Annotated in this window: 14 protein-coding genes and 1 pseudogene; 2 read left to right on the top strand and 13 right to left on the bottom strand. The window is 71.2% G+C overall.

Going from position 1 to position 17,472, the window contains the following annotated elements; genetic code table 11:
* Positions 1 to 138: 138 nt before the first annotated feature.
* Both AC507J_RS17370 and AC507J_RS17365 read right to left on the bottom strand, forming a co-directional pair.
* Positions 139 to 1,053 carry a DNA-processing protein DprA gene (locus AC507J_RS17370; protein WP_496290188.1) on the bottom strand — a complete coding sequence of 305 codons (915 nt, stop codon included), beginning with the start codon at positions 1,051 to 1,053 and terminating at the stop codon, positions 139 to 141.
* Positions 1,054 to 1,293: 240 nt separating this feature from the next.
* Positions 1,294 to 2,022, bottom strand: a complete 729-nt coding sequence (locus AC507J_RS17365) for an EcsC family protein (protein ID WP_496290187.1) — start codon at positions 2,020 to 2,022, stop codon at positions 1,294 to 1,296.
* Between the two features lie 270 nt (positions 2,023 to 2,292).
* On the opposite strand from AC507J_RS17365, the gene AC507J_RS17360 reads away from it, so the two are divergent.
* Positions 2,293 to 2,670: a hypothetical protein gene (locus tag AC507J_RS17360; protein ID WP_496290186.1), complete on the top strand. Its 378-nt coding sequence runs from the start codon at positions 2,293 to 2,295 to the stop codon at positions 2,668 to 2,670.
* Positions 2,670 to 6,266, top strand: a complete 3,597-nt coding sequence (locus AC507J_RS17355) for a caspase, EACC1-associated type (protein WP_496290185.1) — start codon at positions 2,670 to 2,672, stop codon at positions 6,264 to 6,266. Before AC507J_RS17360 ends, AC507J_RS17355 begins: the two co-directional genes overlap by 1 nt.
* A 70-nt stretch (positions 6,267 to 6,336) precedes the next feature.
* Here the strand turns inward: AC507J_RS17355 and AC507J_RS17350 are convergent, their stop codons facing one another.
* From AC507J_RS17350 to mihF, 11 genes and pseudogenes are all read right to left on the bottom strand, one after another.
* Complete coding sequence (locus AC507J_RS17350) at positions 6,337 to 7,794, bottom strand: RsmB/NOP family class I SAM-dependent RNA methyltransferase (protein ID WP_496290260.1); 1,458 nt, start codon at positions 7,792 to 7,794, stop codon at positions 6,337 to 6,339.
* Positions 7,749 to 8,675: a methionyl-tRNA formyltransferase gene (gene fmt / locus AC507J_RS17345; protein WP_496290184.1), complete on the bottom strand. Its 927-nt coding sequence runs from the start codon at positions 8,673 to 8,675 to the stop codon at positions 7,749 to 7,751. Before fmt ends, AC507J_RS17350 begins: the two co-directional genes overlap by 46 nt.
* A gap of 5 nt (positions 8,676 to 8,680) precedes the next feature.
* On the bottom strand, positions 8,681 to 9,241 hold the full coding sequence (gene def / locus AC507J_RS17340) for a peptide deformylase (RefSeq protein WP_496290183.1): 561 nt from the start codon (positions 9,239 to 9,241) through the stop codon (positions 8,681 to 8,683).
* Positions 9,242 to 9,285: 44 nt separating this feature from the next.
* Positions 9,286 to 10,554, bottom strand: coding sequence for a cytochrome P450 (locus tag AC507J_RS17335; protein WP_496290182.1), 1,269 nt, complete (start codon positions 10,552 to 10,554; stop codon positions 9,286 to 9,288).
* Positions 10,555 to 10,600: 46 nt separating this feature from the next.
* Positions 10,601 to 11,584: an AAA family ATPase gene (locus tag AC507J_RS17330; RefSeq protein WP_496290181.1), complete on the bottom strand. Its 984-nt coding sequence runs from the start codon at positions 11,582 to 11,584 to the stop codon at positions 10,601 to 10,603.
* A gap of 140 nt (positions 11,585 to 11,724) precedes the next feature.
* Positions 11,725 to 13,674, bottom strand: a complete 1,950-nt coding sequence (locus tag AC507J_RS17325) for a primosomal protein N' (protein ID WP_496290180.1) — start codon at positions 13,672 to 13,674, stop codon at positions 11,725 to 11,727.
* Between the two features lie 65 nt (positions 13,675 to 13,739).
* A complete protein-coding gene (gene metK, locus AC507J_RS17320; RefSeq protein WP_496290179.1) occupies positions 13,740 to 14,933 on the bottom strand; it encodes a methionine adenosyltransferase in 1,194 nt (397 codons plus the stop codon).
* An 87-nt stretch (positions 14,934 to 15,020) separates the two neighbouring features.
* Positions 15,021 to 16,235: pseudogene (gene coaBC, locus AC507J_RS17315) on the bottom strand (bifunctional phosphopantothenoylcysteine decarboxylase/phosphopantothenate--cysteine ligase CoaBC); the annotation flags it as partial.
* 10 nt (positions 16,236 to 16,245) lie between these two features.
* A complete protein-coding gene (rpoZ, locus tag AC507J_RS17310) occupies positions 16,246 to 16,509 on the bottom strand; it encodes a DNA-directed RNA polymerase subunit omega (protein ID WP_007075826.1) in 264 nt (87 codons plus the stop codon).
* 52 nt (positions 16,510 to 16,561) lie between these two features.
* Positions 16,562 to 17,095: a nucleoside/nucleotide kinase family protein gene (locus AC507J_RS17305; RefSeq protein ID WP_496290178.1), complete on the bottom strand. Its 534-nt coding sequence runs from the start codon at positions 17,093 to 17,095 to the stop codon at positions 16,562 to 16,564.
* A 25-nt stretch (positions 17,096 to 17,120) separates the two neighbouring features.
* Positions 17,121 to 17,438 carry an integration host factor, actinobacterial type gene (gene mihF, locus AC507J_RS17300; protein ID WP_088962722.1) on the bottom strand — a complete coding sequence of 106 codons (318 nt, stop codon included), beginning with the start codon at positions 17,436 to 17,438 and terminating at the stop codon, positions 17,121 to 17,123.
* Positions 17,439 to 17,472: the final 34 nt, after the last annotated feature.

The raw sequence follows: 17,472 nt of genomic DNA, 5'->3' as shown, positions 1-17,472 counted from the left end.
TGGCAGCGGAAACAGAGCGCGTAGCCCTCGCCTCGAACCCCACGGCAGGTGGGGCAGACCCAGGAGTACGCCGGTAGCGGGTTGCGGAGATAGCCGCGCTGGACCTCGATGTACCGGCGGATGATGGTCCAGCGCTGGTCAGCGGAGGGCGAAGTCAGGGAAGTTCTCCAGGCCGGCTTCAGTGGGCTGGTAGCTGAGGATGTCGTCGATGGCCTCCACCAGCTCCGCAGTGCCGTTGACGACATAGACGCCGGGATTCTCAGCGAACGCCCTGGCCCAGCCGCACCGCATGACCTGGCTGGTCAGAACCACGGGGCGGCCGTGTTGAAGGGCGAGCCTGGCCTGAATCCGCGCTCCGCTCGTTTCACCAGCTTCGATGACGACGGTCGCGACTGCGTACCCGCTCATGACGGCATTGCGCATGGGAAAGCTCTGCCGGCTCGGCGGAGCATCCGGCCAAAACTGAGAGATCAGCAGACCGACATCGGAGATATGGTCCTGCAGACGTCGGTTTTCTGCCGGGTAGTACCGGCGGATCCCGGTGCCGATGACCGCGACCGTGCGTCCGCCCGCCTCCAGGGCTGCGGTGTGTGCGGCGGTGTCGATGCCGCTGGCGAGCCCGCTGACCACGGTCACCCCACGCCTCGCCAGGGTGGTGGCAACCGCCTGGGCGATCCGTAGGCCGTCGGTGCTCGCCTTACGGCTGCCGACAACCGCCACTGCTCGGTCATGCACCTGGAGGCTGCCGCGGCTGAACAGGAGTGGAGGCATCTCCCGGATACCGAGGAGCTGAGCCGGATAGGTGGCGTCGAAGAAGGCGTGAACGCCGATCCCCTCCGCTTGCCAGCCGGCTATCTCGTCGGTGGCACTGTCGATCAGGTCGGCGGTCGATTCCAGGTCCGGGAAAAGCGTGTCGGAGTGGCCAACTGCGCGTTCGAGGACGTCCTTCGCGCTGCCGTTCTCCTGGATCTCCAGGGCCATCTCCGACCAACTCGTCTGCGGGCGGCGAAGCAGGGCGACCAGGGCAGCCCGTTCGATCGTCGCCGTGTCCATGCGCACGATCGTACGCCCTGGCCTGCCATCCCGGCTCGGCCATCCCGGCCGGTGTCGCTGATCAGGTTGCTCGAAGGGCAGCACGATTCGAACATATGTTCGGATCATGGGAAGGTCAAGCTTGACTTCCTGACCGGCCTCAAGGACGAGTCGGCACGTTAGTTGTCGTCCCCGATGCATATGCGGCCAGGCCGCATGCACTCGCTCTGCCAGTCCGACGCACCGGCGTTGGAGTCAGCATCAGATGGATGCCGGAAAGTTGGCCTTGGCCGCGCGACCAACCAGAGCGGTGAGAGCGGCATCCACTCCGGCTCCGACGATGCCCCCCGCAAGCGGGATGCCCTTGGCCAGGGTGACGGCGGACCGCTGCGTCCCGTACTTGGCGAGAAGCATGAAGCCGACCCGCGCGTTGATCTTCCGAATGACGGCGATCGGGATCGCCTTGATCATTTGCGCAGTCAACTTCGTCCCGATCTTGACGCCAACCCCGTGGAGGGTGCTCGCCAGCGTCCCGCCTGCCGTGGTGAGAGTGACGAAGGTTTGGACGTGCGGGTCCGAGATGTCGTAGCCCCGAAGATAGGCGATCGCCCCGACGAGTCGCGCGTTGATCACTAGTGACCCTGCGATGTTCGCGGGAATCGTGATGGGCATGGTCAGGAAACCACCCAGACCGGTGACGAACCCATTGGTCGAAGACGCCGCCACCGCCTCCATGATCAATCGGTCGATCACCCGTTCGATCGCCGCTTCGCTCGCGTGGTCACGCAGCAGCACGCCGTCGGAATCGATGATCGGGCCACCCACGTCCGTGGTGGCCTTGCCGAGGCGGTCCACCGCGTAGGGAATCGACCCGGTTATCGGACCCACGCCATCTCTGATGACCCGCACGGTCAGGTCCTGGAAGTAGCGAACCACCGCATTGGCCGGACCCTCGCTGCTCTCGCCTGCGTCGGTCTCGGTCGTGTCCATGACTCTCCCATTCCTGGCTCTACAGATCACCTGATCAGGTCGCCGAGGCAAGATATCGCCCAGCAAACCGCACCGCGTTCGTCTGATCGGTCAGTCAGCATGAAAAACTTCCGACACCGCCCCGGGATCGGACAGTTCGGAACACCCACGATCCACACAGGAGCGAGGGGACCTGTCAGCAAACGGACTTTCGATCGGCAAGCTGACAGAAGTGGATGTCGATGGCGCCTTTTCCGTAGGTTGGTTCGCGCCGCACAGTCAGGAGGTTGGATGTCCCGCGTCCGCATCCGGATCGCCTTCACGCCGCTCGCCGATGATGACGAGTTCGTCCTCGGCGAGCTGACCGACGAGCTGGCGGATGACCTCCGCGAGGTCGGCGAGGTGCAGCGCATCGAACGCGCTGCCGACCCGGATGCCAAGGGTGTCGCAGAGCTGGCGCTCGGCGTCGTCACCGTGCTGGCGGGCACCGAGCCCGGCTACGTACAGGCGTTTGTCGACGTTGTCCTGGCCTTCCTGCAACGCCACACCGGCCGCCGGGTGCAGCTGCGGGTCGGTGACATCGAGCTGACCATCGACCAGCCCACCCACACACAGACCGACGAACTGATCAGGACGGTGCAGGCCGCGATCGAACGGTCCCGTCCCTGATGGGCCGGCACGCCCTGCTGCTCGGCACAGCCACCTGCCACGTCGACCCAGCGCTTGCGCCGCTGCCCTCGGTACGGCAGGACGTTGCGCAGCTCAAGGCGCTGCTGGACAGCGCTGGCGAGTTCGACAGCGTACGTGCCGAACTTGATCTGCCGTCGGCGCGCCTACGGCAGATCGTCGAAGAGTTCTACGGGGTACGGCGCACCGGCGACCTGGCCCTGCTCTACTACTCGGGTCACGGGGTGCTGCACGGTGACGGTCAGTCGTTGTTCCTCGCGGCGACCGACACGGTCAGCGGGCAGTTGCACGCGACCGCCTTCGACACCGACGGCATGCTGCGTCACCTGCTCAACGACTCCAAGGCCAGCCAGAAGGTCGTCCTCCTCGATTGCTGTTTCTCCGGTGCGTTCACGGCCCGGCACCGGTTCCGGGGCGGTGTACGGGAAGAGCCACGCCGCCTCAAACGGCAGCGTGGCACCTTCATCCTGACCTCCAGCACGCACCAGAAGGCGTCGAAGGCGCAGGGATCGGAGCGTCCCTCGGTCTTCACCGAGGTGCTGCTTGATGGTCTGCGCGGTGCGGCCGAGGGGTCTTCCGACGATGGGTGGATCACCACAAACGACCTTTCCCGGTACGCGCCGACCGAGATGGCCCGGCGTCGCCAGCACACGCCGGTGGAGTCGAGCGAGGGCGTCACCGAGCCGATCCGGCTGGTGACGGCCCCGGGTTCCGTCGCTGCGGCACAACAGGTCACGGTCGTCACGGCGAGTCCGGCGGACGAGGCGCCGTTCGATGCGGACCAGTGGCGTCGGCTGGTGACCTACTACATCAACTGCATGCAGCGGTCGACAGTGCTCCAGTCGTTCATCGACCCGCAGGCAAGCGGGACATACGTCGCGGCACCACCGGGGCCCGAGGCCGTCTTCACCTCGGAAACGCCCGTCCAGCTCGGCGGTGGGGCGGCGAAACTCGCCGCGCGGGCACGCGCCGACGGCAGGGAGATCCAGTACGGCTATCCCGTCGTCGCGGTTCGACCGGCTCGACAGAAGCAACCCCGGCTTGCGCCGCTGCTGGTCTGTGATGTCACCGTCGGCGAGGACGCCGTCCTGCACGCCTCCTTTCCGCCCCGGCCCAGCGCCGCGCTCGTTGACCTGTTCCAGCTCTCCGAGGTGGAAGCCGACGAACTGCTGCTCCGCGTCGAACAGGCATTCGCGCCGGGTGATCCCGCCTCCCTCGCCGCCACCGTCGACGTGCTCGTCAAGACGTTCGGGTTGAGCCCGGTGACGGAGTTGGACCCGGCCAGGCTCGGCGGCACCATCCGGCCGGGGCCGGTGAACGGGGTGCAGAACGCCGCGATCCTGTACGCCGTCGACGCCGCCGAGTCGCCGCAGCGGCAGCTCGTCGACGACCTACGAGGCATGATCAAAAACCCTCGGCTCATCGAGCGGACCGCGCTGGCCGCGCTGGCGGCCCGCCCGGACGAGGCAGCTGCGGCAAAGGTCACCACGGTGGCGATGAGCGCGACGAACGAGGCGCAGGAAGAGATCATCCAAGCGGCGATGTCACAGCCGTTGACCGTGGCCCAGGGGCCGCCGGGCACTGGAAAGAGTCAACTCGTCACTGCCCTGCTGGCCACCGCCACCGCCGCAGGCCAGAGCGTGCTGATCGGCTCCACCAGCAACCAGGCCGTCGACTCGGTGCTCGACCGGGTGACCGACCTGATCGGCCCGGGCCTGCTGCTGCGTACGGGCAACAAGGACCACCGTATGCAGGAACCGAAGCACCTCGCCGACATCCTGGCGGCGTATCCACCGGCGGAACGGCCCACCACGCCGGAGGACCGGACACCCCTGCATGAGCTGCGACTCCTGGGTGAAGAGGCCGCTGGCCTCCGTACGGCACTGGACAAGCGGCGACTACTCGAACGTGACCTCGCAGACCTGGCCGTCGAGCGGGCAGTCGACTCCGGCATCAGCGCGGCACCGCTGCCCACCGACGACACGGCGCTGGCGCGCCTCGTCCAGCTGACCGATCGAGCCCTCGCCAGCAGATGGTTCGGTTGGTGGTACCGGTGGCGGCTGCGGTCGTATCAGGTTGCGGACCGGGATGCCGTCAAGGAGCTCGCCGAACGGGCGGTGTTCGAACTGCGGTGGCGGGAGTGCCAGCGGAGCCTCGCTGGACTGCCCGACGCTGAGGTTTCCTGGCGGCGACTGGTCGACCTGATCGGCACCGAACGGCCCGCGCTCAGCATCGATCTGCTGCGGGCCCAGATCGCCCGGCGGGTGGCTACGGGAGCGCGACTGCTCCAGGACCGGGCCGATGAGATGGCCAAGCCGCAGTCGGACAGCTGGGCCTACTTCCCGGAGTTGCTCCGAGTGCTGCCGGGCTGGGCCGTGACCGCGCTGTCCGCCCGGCGATTGAAGAGAAGCCCTGCGATGTACGACCTCGTGGTGATCGACGAGGCGGCACAGTGCACGATTCCCGCGATCCTGCCCATGCTCTACCGCGCCAAGCGTGCCCTGCTCATCGGCGACCCTCGTCAGCTCGCTCCCGTCGTGGACCTGCCGGAGAGCGACGACGTCGCCGAACGCGCCCGTGCGGAACTGAGTACCGGATGGCTCACCAGCCGCCGGCTGACCTATACGGCCCATTCCGCGTACGACGCGTTCGCCACCGCCGCAGGCACGGCGCATCTCCTCGACGAGCACTACCGGTGCCACCCGGAGATCGTGGAAGTGCCGAACCGGGAGGTCTATCAGGGTCGACTCACCGTACTGACAGATCCAAACCGGTTGGCGGCTGCGGCCGAGCCCGCAGTGCGTTGGCGCGACGTGCCCGGACAGTTCAGCCGTGGCGCAACCGGGTCCGGCTTCAACCAGATCGAGATCGACGCGGTCGTCGCCGAGGTGGCAGACCTGCGGGCCGCGTACCCCGATGCCTCGATCGGGGTAGTCACGCCGCTTGCCGCGCACCAGCGTCGCCTGGCCGCGGCCCTGGCCAACGCGGGCCTCACTGACAACCTGCTCTGCGCGACGATCCACAAGTTTCAGGGCAGCGAACGAGACATTATGGTCGTCTCTCCGGTCGGGGCGCACGGCATTCCGGACCGCACCCGGGGCTGGCTGGTACACCAGACCAACCTGTGGAATGTCGCCATCACCCGGGCAAAATCCCAGCTCGTCGTGGTCGGCGATCGGTCGTGGTGGTCCGGTCAACGCGGCCTGCTGACCGCCTTGGCGTTGGTCAAAGATGTCGCCGACGCCCCACCGGATGCCGTGACCGCGCCAGCGGATCGATTGCACCTTGCCCTGCGGAGCACCGATCTCACCGTGCGACGCGACGTCGTGGTCGCCGGGCAGGCTGTCGACTTTGTGGTGGGGCACGGGAACGTCGAACTGGCCGTCGTCGTCGACGATCCGATGGGCGACCCCGACGGCCGAAAACTGCGTCGCGTGCTCGCCCGACTCGACGTCACACCTGGTTCCACACCTGTCCGCCGGGTGCCCGCCTGGCGCTGCCTGTCCGAACCGGAGCAGGTGGCGGCAGAGTTGATCGACCTCCTGCACCGCTCCGGGCAGGAGCAGAACGACAGGTAGATGGCGTCGCGCTGCGACCGCACCAGATCCACCACGAGCCGGATCGAAGCCGTCCTGCCCGACCGATGGCTCAGGTGCGGCGCAGCAGGGCGAGGAACATGGCGTCGGTGCCGTGCCGGTGCGGCCAGAGTTGCACCGTCGGACCGTCACCGAGCCCGGGCATGCCCGCCGGCAGCAACGGCCGGGCGTCCACGAAGTCCACCGACGTGCCGCTGCGGCGGGCCGCCTCGGTCACCGACACGTGGGTCTCCACGGTGTGCGGCGAACAGGTCACATAGGCCACCACACCGCCGGGCCGGACCGCACGCAGACCGGCCGCGAGCAACTCGCGCTGCAACCGGGTCAGGGCCGGCAGGTCCGACGGCTGACGCCGCCAACGCGACTCGGGCCGGCGGCGCAGCGAGCCCAGCCCGGTGCAGGGCGCGTCGACAAGCACCCGGTCGAAGTGCTCCTCCGGCAGCTTCGCCTCGCTGCCGACCAGCCGGCCGTCGGTGTGCAGCACGGTGACCGGCAGGCCCTGGGTCGCCTTCTCGACCAGCCGGGCCCGATGTTCGGCCACCTCCACCGCGGTCAACCGGGCACCGCGCTGCGCGGCGATGGCACCGAGCAACCCCGACTTGCCACCGGGCCCGGCACAGAGGTCGAGCCAGCGACCGTCCGGGCCGTCCACCGGCGCCTCGGCCAGGGCGGTCGCGACCAGTTGGGAGCCCTCGTCCTGGACGTGGGCCCGCCCGTCGGCCACCGCCGCCAGCTCACCCGGGGCACCACCGTCGAGATAGACGGCGTACGGCGAGAAGGCACCCGGCGCGCCACCGGCCTGCTCGGCCAACTCGACCGGATCGGCGAGGCCGGGCCGGGCGCACAGGTGCACCGGCGGACGTTCGTTGTCCTCGATCAGCAGCCGGGTGGTCTCACCGAGGTCGCCGCCGAGCGCCTCGGAGAACGCCCGGACGATCCACTGTGGATGGCTGTAGGCCAGGGCGAGGTGACCGATCGGGTCGGTCTCCAGCGGCGGTGCCAGCCGCGACACCCACTCGTCGGCGTCGCGCTCGGCGACCTCACGCAGCACCGCGTTGGCGAACCCGGTGGCTCCCGGGCCGACCGTCCGGACCAGGTCGACGGTCGAGGAGACCGCCGCGTGCGCCGGCACCCGGGTGTGCAGCAGCTGGTACGCGCCGAGCCGCAGCGCATCGCGTACCGGCGGGTCGATCCGTTGCACGTCCCGGCCGGCGGCCGAGGTGAGGATCGCGTCCAGGGTGCCGAGGCGACGCAGGGTGCCGTAGGTCAGCTCGGTGGCGAAGGCGGCGTCCCGGCCGGTCAGCCCCGCATCGCGCAGGATCGCCGGCAACACCAGGTTGGCGTACGCGTCATCGCGGTTGACCGCCGCGACCGCCTCGTACGCGGCATGCCGTGGCCGGTCCACCGCCGGCCGCGCGACGCGCGGTCCCCGTCGGTCCGTCCCCCGGCGCGGAGCGGTGTCCCTCACGCGAACTCCTCCCCAGCGCTGACCCGGGCACCGCGCGCCCAGTCGGTCGCCGGCATGGCCCGCTTGCCCGCCGCCCGCACCTCGCCGAGCCGGACCGGCACGGTGGCCGTGCCGGCCAGCACCCGCGCCTTCTCCACAAGCAGCTCACCGGGCTTCAGGTCGGGGCCGTCGGGGGCCGGGGTGACCGTACCCAGCTTCACCCGCTCGCCCCGGAAGGTGGTCCACGGGCCGGGCGCCGGGGTGCAGGCGCGGATCCGCCGGTCCACCGCGAAGGCAGGGTCGGACCAGCGGACCCGGGCGTCCTCCACGGTCAGCTTCGGTGCCAGCGAGACCCCGTCGGCGGGCTGCGGCTCGGCCCGGGCGGTGCCGTCGGCAAGCGCGTCCAGCACCGCCACCAGCAGCCCGGCGCCGCTGTGCGCCAACCGCTCCAGCAGGTCACCGGAGGTGTCGCCAGGCCGGATCTCGTCGGTGAGCGTGCCGTAGACCGGCCCGGTGTCCAGCCCCTCCTCCAGTTGGAAGACGCTGGCCCCGGTCAGCTCGTCGCCGTGCAGCACGGCGTGCTGCACGGGTGCCGCGCCACGCCAGGCGGGCAGCAGCGAGAAGTGCAGGTTCACCCAGCCGTGCCGGGGAATCGCCAGCGCCACCGGCGGCACCAGCGCGCCGTAGGCCACCACCGGGACACAGTCCGGTGCCAGCTCACGCAGCCGGTCCAGGAACTCGGGCTCGCGCGGGCGGGCCGGGGTCAGCACTTCGATGCCGCGCTCGTCGGCCCAGGCGCCGACCGGCGAGCGGACCAGGCCACGGCCGCGCCCGGCGGGGGCGTCCGGCCGGGTGACCACGGCCACCAGCTCGTGCCGGGAGGCGGCCACGGCGGCGAGTGCGGGAACGGCGACGGCAGGCGTGCCGGCGAAGATCACACGCATCCGGGTCACCGCCCCAGGCCGAAGGGACTGCCGGCACCGTGCGGACTCAGCTTGACCGTGGGCGGTGCGGCGACGTCGTACCACTCGGCCTGGCGGATCGCCTTCATCGCCTCCTTGCGGCCGGCCGGGTCCAGCCGGTCGATGAAGAGCACCCCGTCGAGGTGGTCGGTCTCGTGCTGCACGCAGCGCGCCAGCAACCCGGTGCCGACGATCTGCACCGGGTCGCCGTGGCCGGTGAAGCCCTTGGCCACCACGTTCTGCCGGCGCTTGGTGTCGAAGTACAGCCCAGGAATGGAGAGGCAGCCCTCCGGGCCGTCCTGCTCCTCCTCGTCGGGGAACTCCAGGACCGGATTCACCAGGTGACCGAGCACGTCGTCGACGTGGAACGTGAACACCCGCAGGCCCACGCCGAGCTGCGGAGCGGCGAGGCCGGCGCCGTTCTGCTCACGCATGGTGTCGGTCAGGTCGGTGATGAGCTTGCGTAGCTCGGCGTCGAAGTCGACCACCGGATCAGCCGGCGTGCGCAGCACCGGATCCCCGAACAGACGGATGGGCTGGACGGTCACGCGGGTTGGCTCCTTAACGGCGGGACGACGAGTGCCGTACCAGTCTACGGAGTGCCCGGGACCGTCCCGGCCGGCGCACCATGATCGGCGGCCGGCGCCGGCTCACCCACGGTTACCGGCAGGTTGTCGTAGCCACGCAGGGTCAACCGGATCCGGCGGCGGGACGCACCGGCCGGGGCCAGCTCGGGCAGCCGGCGCAGCAGCAGCGGGAAGGCGACCTGCGCCTCCAGTCGGGCCAGCCCGGCGCCGAGGCAGTAGTGCGGCCCCGCGCCGAAGGAGAGCGGGCTCAGCACGGCCCGCCACGGGTCGAAGCGATCGGGCTCCGGATAGCGCCGGGGGTCCCGGTTGGCCGCGCCGAGCAGCAGCAGGAGCCAGCTGTCCGCGGGCAGCTCGACGCCGCCTATCCGGACCGCCTCGCCGCTGGTACGGGTGGTCAGCTGCACCGGCGAGTCGTAGCGCAGCAGCTCGTCGACGTAGGCCGGGGCGTGCTCCGGGTGCCGGCGCAGCCCTTCGGCGGCCCCGGGATGTGCCAGCAGCACCGCCAGGCCGTTGCCGAGCAGATTGGTGGTGGTCTCGAAGCCCGCCACGAGCAGGATCACCAGGTTGGCCAGCAGCTCCTCACCGGAGAGCCGGTCCTCGGCGTCGTGCGCCTGCACCAGCGCGCTGGTCAGGTCGTCGGCCGGACGCCGTCGGCGGGCCGCCACCAGTTCGGTGAAGTAGTCGCGCAGTTGCGTGGCGCCCGCGTCCGCCACCGCCAGCTCGGCCGGTGTGATCTCCGGCTCCAGGACGCCGGTGAGGTCGGCCGCCCAACGGCGGAACAGCGGGCGGTCGGTAGCCGGCACGCCGAGCAGCGCGCAGATCACCCCGACCGGCAGCGGGTAGGCGAACTCGGCCATGAAGTCGATGGGCGTCCCGTCCCGGCCGGCCGCCGCCATCTCCTCGATCAGCTCGCCGGCCTGCGCCGCCACCACCTCACGCATGGCCCCGATCCGGCGCGGGGTGAAGGCGCCGGCGGCCAACCGCCGCATCCGGCTGTGGTCGGGCGGGTTGGTACGCAGCATCGACCGGGCGATCGACGACAAGGCGGGGCTGTTCCGCCACTCCGGCAGCAGGTCGTCGCGGAGATGGTCGTCGAGCACCCGGATCCGGGTGTCCCGGAGAAGTTCGTCGATCTCCGCATAACCGGTGACCGCGTAGAGGTCCGGACCGGCCTGGACCACCGGGCCGTGGGCGCGCAGCCGCTCGTACGTCGGGTACGGGTCGACGCGCCCCTCGGGCGACATGAGCGATGCGAATGCCTCGGCGGCGTCCATGATGGCCTCTCCGTCGTACCGAAGGCTCCATCATGCCCGCGAGCGCTCAGCCGGCGCTGCCCGACTCCCCGGCCAGCACCGCGTCGCCGCCGAGCAGGGCGTGCTCCGGCAGCGGCAGGCGGATGTCGTGGGCCGCCTCCCAGTCGTGGATCAGGCTGGGCCGCGCCTGCGCGGCGAAGTAGTCGATGGCGCTCGTGTCGCCGACCACCGGCTCGTCGACCTCGGCGACCAGCCGGCCGGGCACCAGCCGGAACCCGTTACGCAGGGCGGCGCTGAGCCGGCGGTGCCCGTTGACCACGAAGAAGTACTCACCGGTGTAGCCGATCTCCAGCGGCTCCAGGCCCGTCTCACCGGCCGCCGCGACCTCTTCGGCGACTGTCGACTCCCAGAGCCCGCGCAGCCCCGCGACGTCCTCGGTCGGGTAGACCCGGGCCGGGTCGAGCAGCAGCAGCGGCGGCGCGCCATGCAGCACCTCGGGAGCGAGGCGCCCTTCGTACGCGTCGATGATCCGCTCGATCACCTCGTCGGCCGGGGCCCGGGTGGTGTCGCAGATCAGGTCGTAGTTGCGCAGTAGCGCCTTGTCCACGCCGTAGCGGACCAGGAACCGGCCGCGCTCGCTCTCGCTGCGCTCCCGGAGCCTGGCCTTCGCCTCCTCCAGCGAGGTGTAGCTCTCGGCCGGTCCCGAGGGACGCAGCAGCACCCGCCGGGCCGCCTCAGCCGGCTCGGTGATCATGTGCACCTTGAGCGCGTCGGTGAAGAAGTGCCAGGCCAGCCGGGAATCCATGACCAGGCTCTCGCCGGAGGCGGCGATGTCCCGCTGGAGCTGGTCGACGTAGCCGTCGACGGCCTGGTCCAGCTCGGCGTGCAGGTTCAGCTGGAGCGCGGTCATCTGCCGCTCCTGAGCCATCTGCCGGTAGAGATCGCCGACGCTTACCCGGCGCAGCCCGAGCCGCTCGGCGATCACCACCGAGACGGTGCTCTTGCCGCTGCCGAGGTCACCGTTGAAGACGATGGACTGACGAACGGTCACGACTGGTACACCCCTGATCGCCGGCTGATTAAGATCGTTATCGCGCCGGACCGACGTGGTCCCGCCGTCGTCGGCATGACGGGCGATGCTACCACCCTCACCCGTGGCCGCCCCGAGCGCCACCCGGGGTGACCTGCCGGTCAGAAGAGCGCGAGCGGGTCGATCTGGAGGCGGACCGGGTCCGCCGCCTTGCGGGCGCTGCGCACCCCGGCCGCCGCGTGCAACGCCTCGGCCAGCACCGCCGCCCGGGCCCGGGGCACCCGGACCAGCATCCGCTCCCGCTCACCGTCGGCCGGTACCGGGCCGAGCACCTCCGCCCCGTCGGGCAGCCGCGCCTGGGCCAGCAGGTCCGCAACGGCCGCGGGCAGGCCGGTGACGCTTGCCATCCGCACCGCCGGCGGGAAGCCCAACTCCCGCCGCTCGGCCAACTCCCGGGCCGCGAACCAGGGCGCGTCCCAGCGCAGCAGCGCCTGCACCGGCGCGAGTGCGCCGTCGGCCACCACCACCACCCGGCCACCGGCGGCGGCCGGTCGGGCCAGCGCGGCGGCGGCCGTCCACCGGCGCAGCGCCTCCTCGCCGGCACGCAGGTCGGCCCGGGTGAGCAGGGCCCAGGTGTCCAGCAGCAGCACGGCGCCGTAGCCACCGGCGGCGACCGGTTCGGCACCCGGGGTCGCGATCACCAGGCCGGCGCCGCCGGGCACCGCCGCCAGCACCTCCTCCCGCCCGGAGGTGCGTACCGGCACATCGGGAAAGGCCCGGCCCAACTCCTCGGCGGTCCGCCGGGCACCGACGACCGAGGCCCGCAGCCGCCGCCCGCCGCAGTGCGGGCACGCGTACGCGGCGGCGACCCGGCCACACCAGCGGCAGGCCGGCGCCCCGCCGGCCGAGGGCAACGCCAGTGGACCGGCGCAGTGCGGGCAGCGGGCCGGGGCGCGGCACTCGGCGCAGGCCACCGAGGGCAGGTAGCCGCGCCGGGGCACCTGGACCAGGACCGGCAGCTCTGCCCGCAACGCCTCGCGGGCGGCGGTCCAGGCCAGGCTGGGCAGTCGGGCGGTGGCCGCCGCCGGGTCGCGGGCCAGCTGCGGGTCGTCGCCGGTCGGCGCGACAGCGGGCGTACGCGAGCGCAGCACCGTGCGGTCCGCGACCACCTCGCGGGCCCAGCCGGTCTCCACCAGCAGCTGTGCCTCGGCGGTCCGGGTGTAGCCGCCGACCAGCGCCGCGGCCTCTGCCAGCCGGGCCCGGGTGAGCAGCACCTCCCGGGCGTGCGGATACGGGGCCCGGGGCTCGGCGTGCAGGTCGTCGCCGTCATCCCAGATGGCCACCAGGCCGAGCCGGGCCACCGGAGCGAACATGGCCGCCCGGGTGCCGATCACCACCGGCGCGGCGGACTGGCGGGCGGTGAGGAAGGCACGGTAGCGCCGCGCCGGCCCGAGCGCGGCGGAGAGGCAGACGTGCCGGTCCGGTCCGAGCGTCGCGGTCAGCGCCGCGTCGAGCCGGTCCAGGTCCCGCCCGTCGGCGACCACCACCAGGGCGCCCCGGCCGGCGGCCACGGTGGCGGCGACCGCAGTGGCGTAGCGGGCCGCCCAGTCCTCCCCCGGCAACGCCGACCAGACGGCCCGGGGTGCGCGGCCCTCGGCGAGCGCGCGCAGCAGCGCCGGCCCGGCCGGATAGTCCCGCCAGCCGCCCGGCTCCGGCGCTGCGCCGGGCTGCGCTGCGCCGGGCTGCGCTACGTCGCCGGCTTCCGGCGCTTCGGCCGGGGTGGCGGCGCCCTGGGCGGTCATCTCCTTCTCGACCCGGGCGTGCCGGGGCGGGACGGCGAGGCGCAGGACGTCGGCCAACTTGCCGGCGTAACGGTCGGCGACGGCCCGGGCCAGCCGGGCCACCTCGGGCGCCAGCACCGGCACCGGCGAGACCAGCTTCTCCAGGTACGCCAGCCGGGGGTGGTCGGAGTGCTCGGCGCGGTCCAGCAGCCAGCCGTCGACGAGTTGACCGGCGAAGCGCACCTTCACCCGCACGCCGGGCAGCGCGTCGGCCGCCAGCGTCTGCGGGACCAGATAGTCGAACGGGCGATCCAGGTGAGCCAGCGGCACATCGACGCAGACACGAGCGACCGGCGACCCGTCCGCGGGCCGCCGGTCGTCTCGCCTGCTGCCGGTCAGGCTCCTGCGGCCGACTTGAGGTCGGCGGCCCGGTCGGTGTTCTCCCAGCTCAGATCCGCCAGTTCCCGGCCGAAGTGGCCGTACGCGGCGGTCTGCGCGTAGATCGGACGCAGCAGGTGCAGGTCCCGGATGATGGCGGCCGGACGCAGATCGAAGATCTCGTTGACCGCCTTCTCGATCGAGGCGACCGGCACGGTCTCGGTGCCGAACGTCTCGATGAAGAGGCTGACCGGGTGCGCCTTGCCGATCGCGTACGCGACCTGCACCTCGCAGCGCTCGGCCAGGCCGGCGGCGACCACGTTCTTGGCCACCCAGCGCATGGCGTACGCGGCGGAGCGGTCGACCTTGGACGGGTCCTTGCCGGAGAAGGCGCCGCCACCGTGCCGGGCGTAGCCCCCGTAGGTGTCCACAATGATCTTGCGCCCGGTCAGGCCGGCGTCACCCATCGGGCCGCCGATCTCGAACCGGCCGGTCGGGTTGACCAGCAGCCGGTACCCCTCGGTGTCCAGGCCGAGGCTCTCCAGCTCGGGCGCGATGACGTGGTCGCGCACGTCCGGCGTGAGCAGCGACTCCAGCGAGATGTCCGCGGCGTGCTGGCTGGAGACGACGACCGTGTTGAGTCGCACCGGCCGCAGCCCGTCGTATTCGATGGTGACCTGGGTCTTGCCGTCGGGTCGCAGGTACGGCACAGTGCCGTCCTTGCGGACCGCCGCCAGCCGGCGGGCCAACCGGTGCGCGAGCGCGATCGGCAGCGGCATCAGTTCGGGCGTCTCCGAGCAGGCGAAGCCGAACATCATGCCCTGGTCACCGGCGCCCTGCGCGTCCAGGGCGCTCTCGGACGCGCCGGTACGCAGCTCGAAGGCGTTGTCGACGCCCTGGGCGATGTCCGGCGACTGGGAGCCGATGGAGACGCTGACGCCACACGATGCGCCGTCGAAGCCCTTCTTCGACGAGTCGTAACCGATGCCGAGGATGGTCTCCCGGACGATCGTCGGGATGTCGGCGTACGCCTTGGTGGTCACCTCGCCGGCAACGTGAACCTGACCGGTGGTGATCAGGGTCTCGACGGCCACCCGGCTGTGCGGGTCCTGGCTGAGCAGGGCGTCGAGGATGCCGTCACTGATCTGGTCGGCGATCTTGTCCGGGTGGCCTTCCGTGACCGATTCGGACGTGAAGAGGCGGCGTGTCACGGCACTCCTAAGGATTTGGATATCGTTCTGCGGCAGTGTAGTCACCCGCCGTCAGTAGCGGTTGACGGTTGTCCACCAGTCCAGCGGTCAGGAAGCGGCATCCGCCAATCGGGCGACCACCAGGTCCCACACGCCGTCGGCCAGCTCCTCCTTGGCTCGTTCGGACATCCGGGTGACCGAACCGTCGGCACCGATGACGGTGGCCGCGTTGGTCTCGGCGCCGAAAACCTTGTTCAGGCCGACCTCGTTGATCACGATGAGGTCGGCCCGTTTGCGGCTGAGTTTGGCCCGCCCGTTGGCCTCCGCGTCGCCGGTCTCGGCGGCGAACACCACGAGCACCTGCTCCGGCCGTCGGCGCTGGCCCAACTCGGCGGCGATGTCCGGGTTGGTCACGAGGTCGATCCGGGGTGCTGCGTCGTCGTCCGACTTCTTGATTTTGCCAGGTGAGTAGGTCGCCGGGCGGAAATCGGCCGGAGCCGCCGCCATCACCACCGCGTCGGCGTCGACCGCCGCCTTAAGCGTCGCCTCGCGCAGCTCGGCGGTGCTGCCCACCCGGATCAGATCCACCCCGGCCGGATCCGGCAACGCCACGTTCGCCGAGATCAACGTGACCCGGGCACCACGAGCCACGGCGGACCGGGCGAACGCGTAGCCCTGCTTGCCCGAGGAACGGTTACCGAGGAACCGCACCGGATCCAGCGGCTCCCGGGTGCCCCCCGCGGTGACCACCACGTGCCGGCCGGTCAGGTCGGCCGGCGCATCGGCACCGCGGACCAGCGTCCGCCGGGCCACCGCGAAGATCTCCGTCGGGTCGGGCAGCCGGCCCTTACCGGTGTCGGCGCCGGTGAGCCGGCCCACCGCGGGCTCGATCACCCGGACGCCCCGGGCCCGCAGCGTCGCGACGTTGGCGACGGTGGCCGGGTGCTCCCACATCTCGGTGTGCATGGCCGGTGCCAGCAGCACCGGACAGCGGGCGGTGAGCAGCGTGTTGGTGAGCAGGTCGTCGGCTAGGCCCTGGGCGGCCCTGGCCAGCAGGTCGGCGGTGGCGGGCGCGACCACCACCAGGTCGGCCTGCTGGCCGAGGCGTACGTGCGGCACCTCGTGCACGTCGGACCAGACGTCCTCGGCGACCGGCTGGCCGGAGAGCGCCGCCCAGGTCGGCGCGCCGACGAACCGCAGCGCGGCAGCGGTCGGCACGACCCGCACCGAATGACCTGACTCGGTGAACAGGCGCAGCAGCTCGCACGCCTTGTAGGCGGCGATCCCGCCACCGACGCCGAGGATGATCCGGGCGCTCATCGAGGCGCGGAGGTTACGGCTGGTCGGTCGGCTCGGCGGTGAGCAGTCCCGCGTTGATCTCGCGCATCGCGATGGAGAGCGGCTTCTCCTGGGGGGTGGTCTCGACCAGGGGGCCGACGTATTCGAGCAGACCCTCGCCGAGCTGGCTGTAGTAGGCGTTGACCTGACGCGCGCGCTTGGCGGCGAAGATGACCAGCGCGTACTTCGACGTGGTCTTCTCCAGGAGCTCGTCGATCGGCGGGTTGGTGATGCCTTCGGGGTTGGCGATGGATCCCACGGATAAAACCTCTGCGTCTCTCGCACGGACCGCGTTACCGCGGTGCCGGCGCTCAACCGCGCGGACGCGGCCGGGCCGGAGCCAGGAAGGAAGAACCGATAAATCCTACCAGCTCATCCACAACGCGCTCGGTTCGGTCGTGTGGCAGGCGACGGTCGAAGGCCACCGACGCAGCCACGCCCGGAAGCGACCCGGGCGGATGGAGTAGCACGAGCTGCGCCTCGGGCCAGGCGGCCCGGACCAGCAGCGCCCCGTCGAGGTCCGACGGGAGCAGCACCGGCTGCCCGGCGGCGATCCGACGGCGCAGCGGGGCGAACTCGACGCCCCGGCGGTACGCCCCGAACCGACTCCACTCGAGCAGTTCACCGGCGGCCATCCGGCGGTCGAACTCCGCAGGCGCGACGAAGTGTCGCTGGACGCCGTCCAGCTCGCCCTCCCGGCGCGGCCGGGTGGTGAGCGTGACCGGCGTCCACACTGACGGAGAACGCGCCCGGACCAACTCGACGACACTCTCCCTGCCGGCACCGGATGGGCTGGCCAGGACAGTGAGCCGAGTCGCCGGGCGCGCCTCGTCATCCAAGCTCACTGCTTGTTTCTACACGCAGCCGTGCTCAGTTGGCGGCGAACTCCCCAAGCAGGGCCTTGCGCTGCTGCTCGCCGAGGCCACGCAGGCGACGGCTGTCGGCGATCTTGAGCTTCTCCATGATCTGGGTGGCCCGGATCTTGCCGATGCCCGGCATCGCCTGGAGCACGGCCGACACCTTGAGCTTGCCGACGACATCGTCGGACTCGGCCCGCTCAAGTACGGCAGCGAGGGTGGTCTTGCCCTGCTTGAGCTGCTCCTTCAGCTCGGCACGGGCTTTGCGGATCTCCGCGGCCTTCTCCAGCGCGGCTGCGCGCTGCTCAGGGGTCAGTGACGGGAGCGGCACCAGTTCTCCTCAGGTCCCTATCGCGACGGGCGGG

Source organism: Micromonospora sp. PRAS1 (assembly GCF_059553435.1).
This window is presented reverse-complemented; position numbering and strand designations above follow the sequence as displayed.

Coding starts and splice junctions, on each gene's coding strand:
- AC507J_RS17365 (WP_496290187.1), bottom strand. CDS start 2,022: ATGGACACGACCGAGACCGACGCAGGCGAGAGCAGCGAGGGTCCGGCC.
- fmt (WP_496290184.1), bottom strand. CDS start 8,675: ATGCGTGTGATCTTCGCCGGCACGCCTGCCGTCGCCGTTCCCGCACTC.
- AC507J_RS17360 (WP_496290186.1), top strand. CDS start 2,293: ATGTCCCGCGTCCGCATCCGGATCGCCTTCACGCCGCTCGCCGATGAT.
- AC507J_RS17335 (WP_496290182.1), bottom strand. CDS start 10,554: ATGGACGCCGCCGAGGCATTCGCATCGCTCATGTCGCCCGAGGGGCGC.
- AC507J_RS17370 (WP_496290188.1), bottom strand. CDS start 1,053: ATGGACACGGCGACGATCGAACGGGCTGCCCTGGTCGCCCTGCTTCGC.
- AC507J_RS17355 (WP_496290185.1), top strand. CDS start 2,670: ATGGGCCGGCACGCCCTGCTGCTCGGCACAGCCACCTGCCACGTCGAC.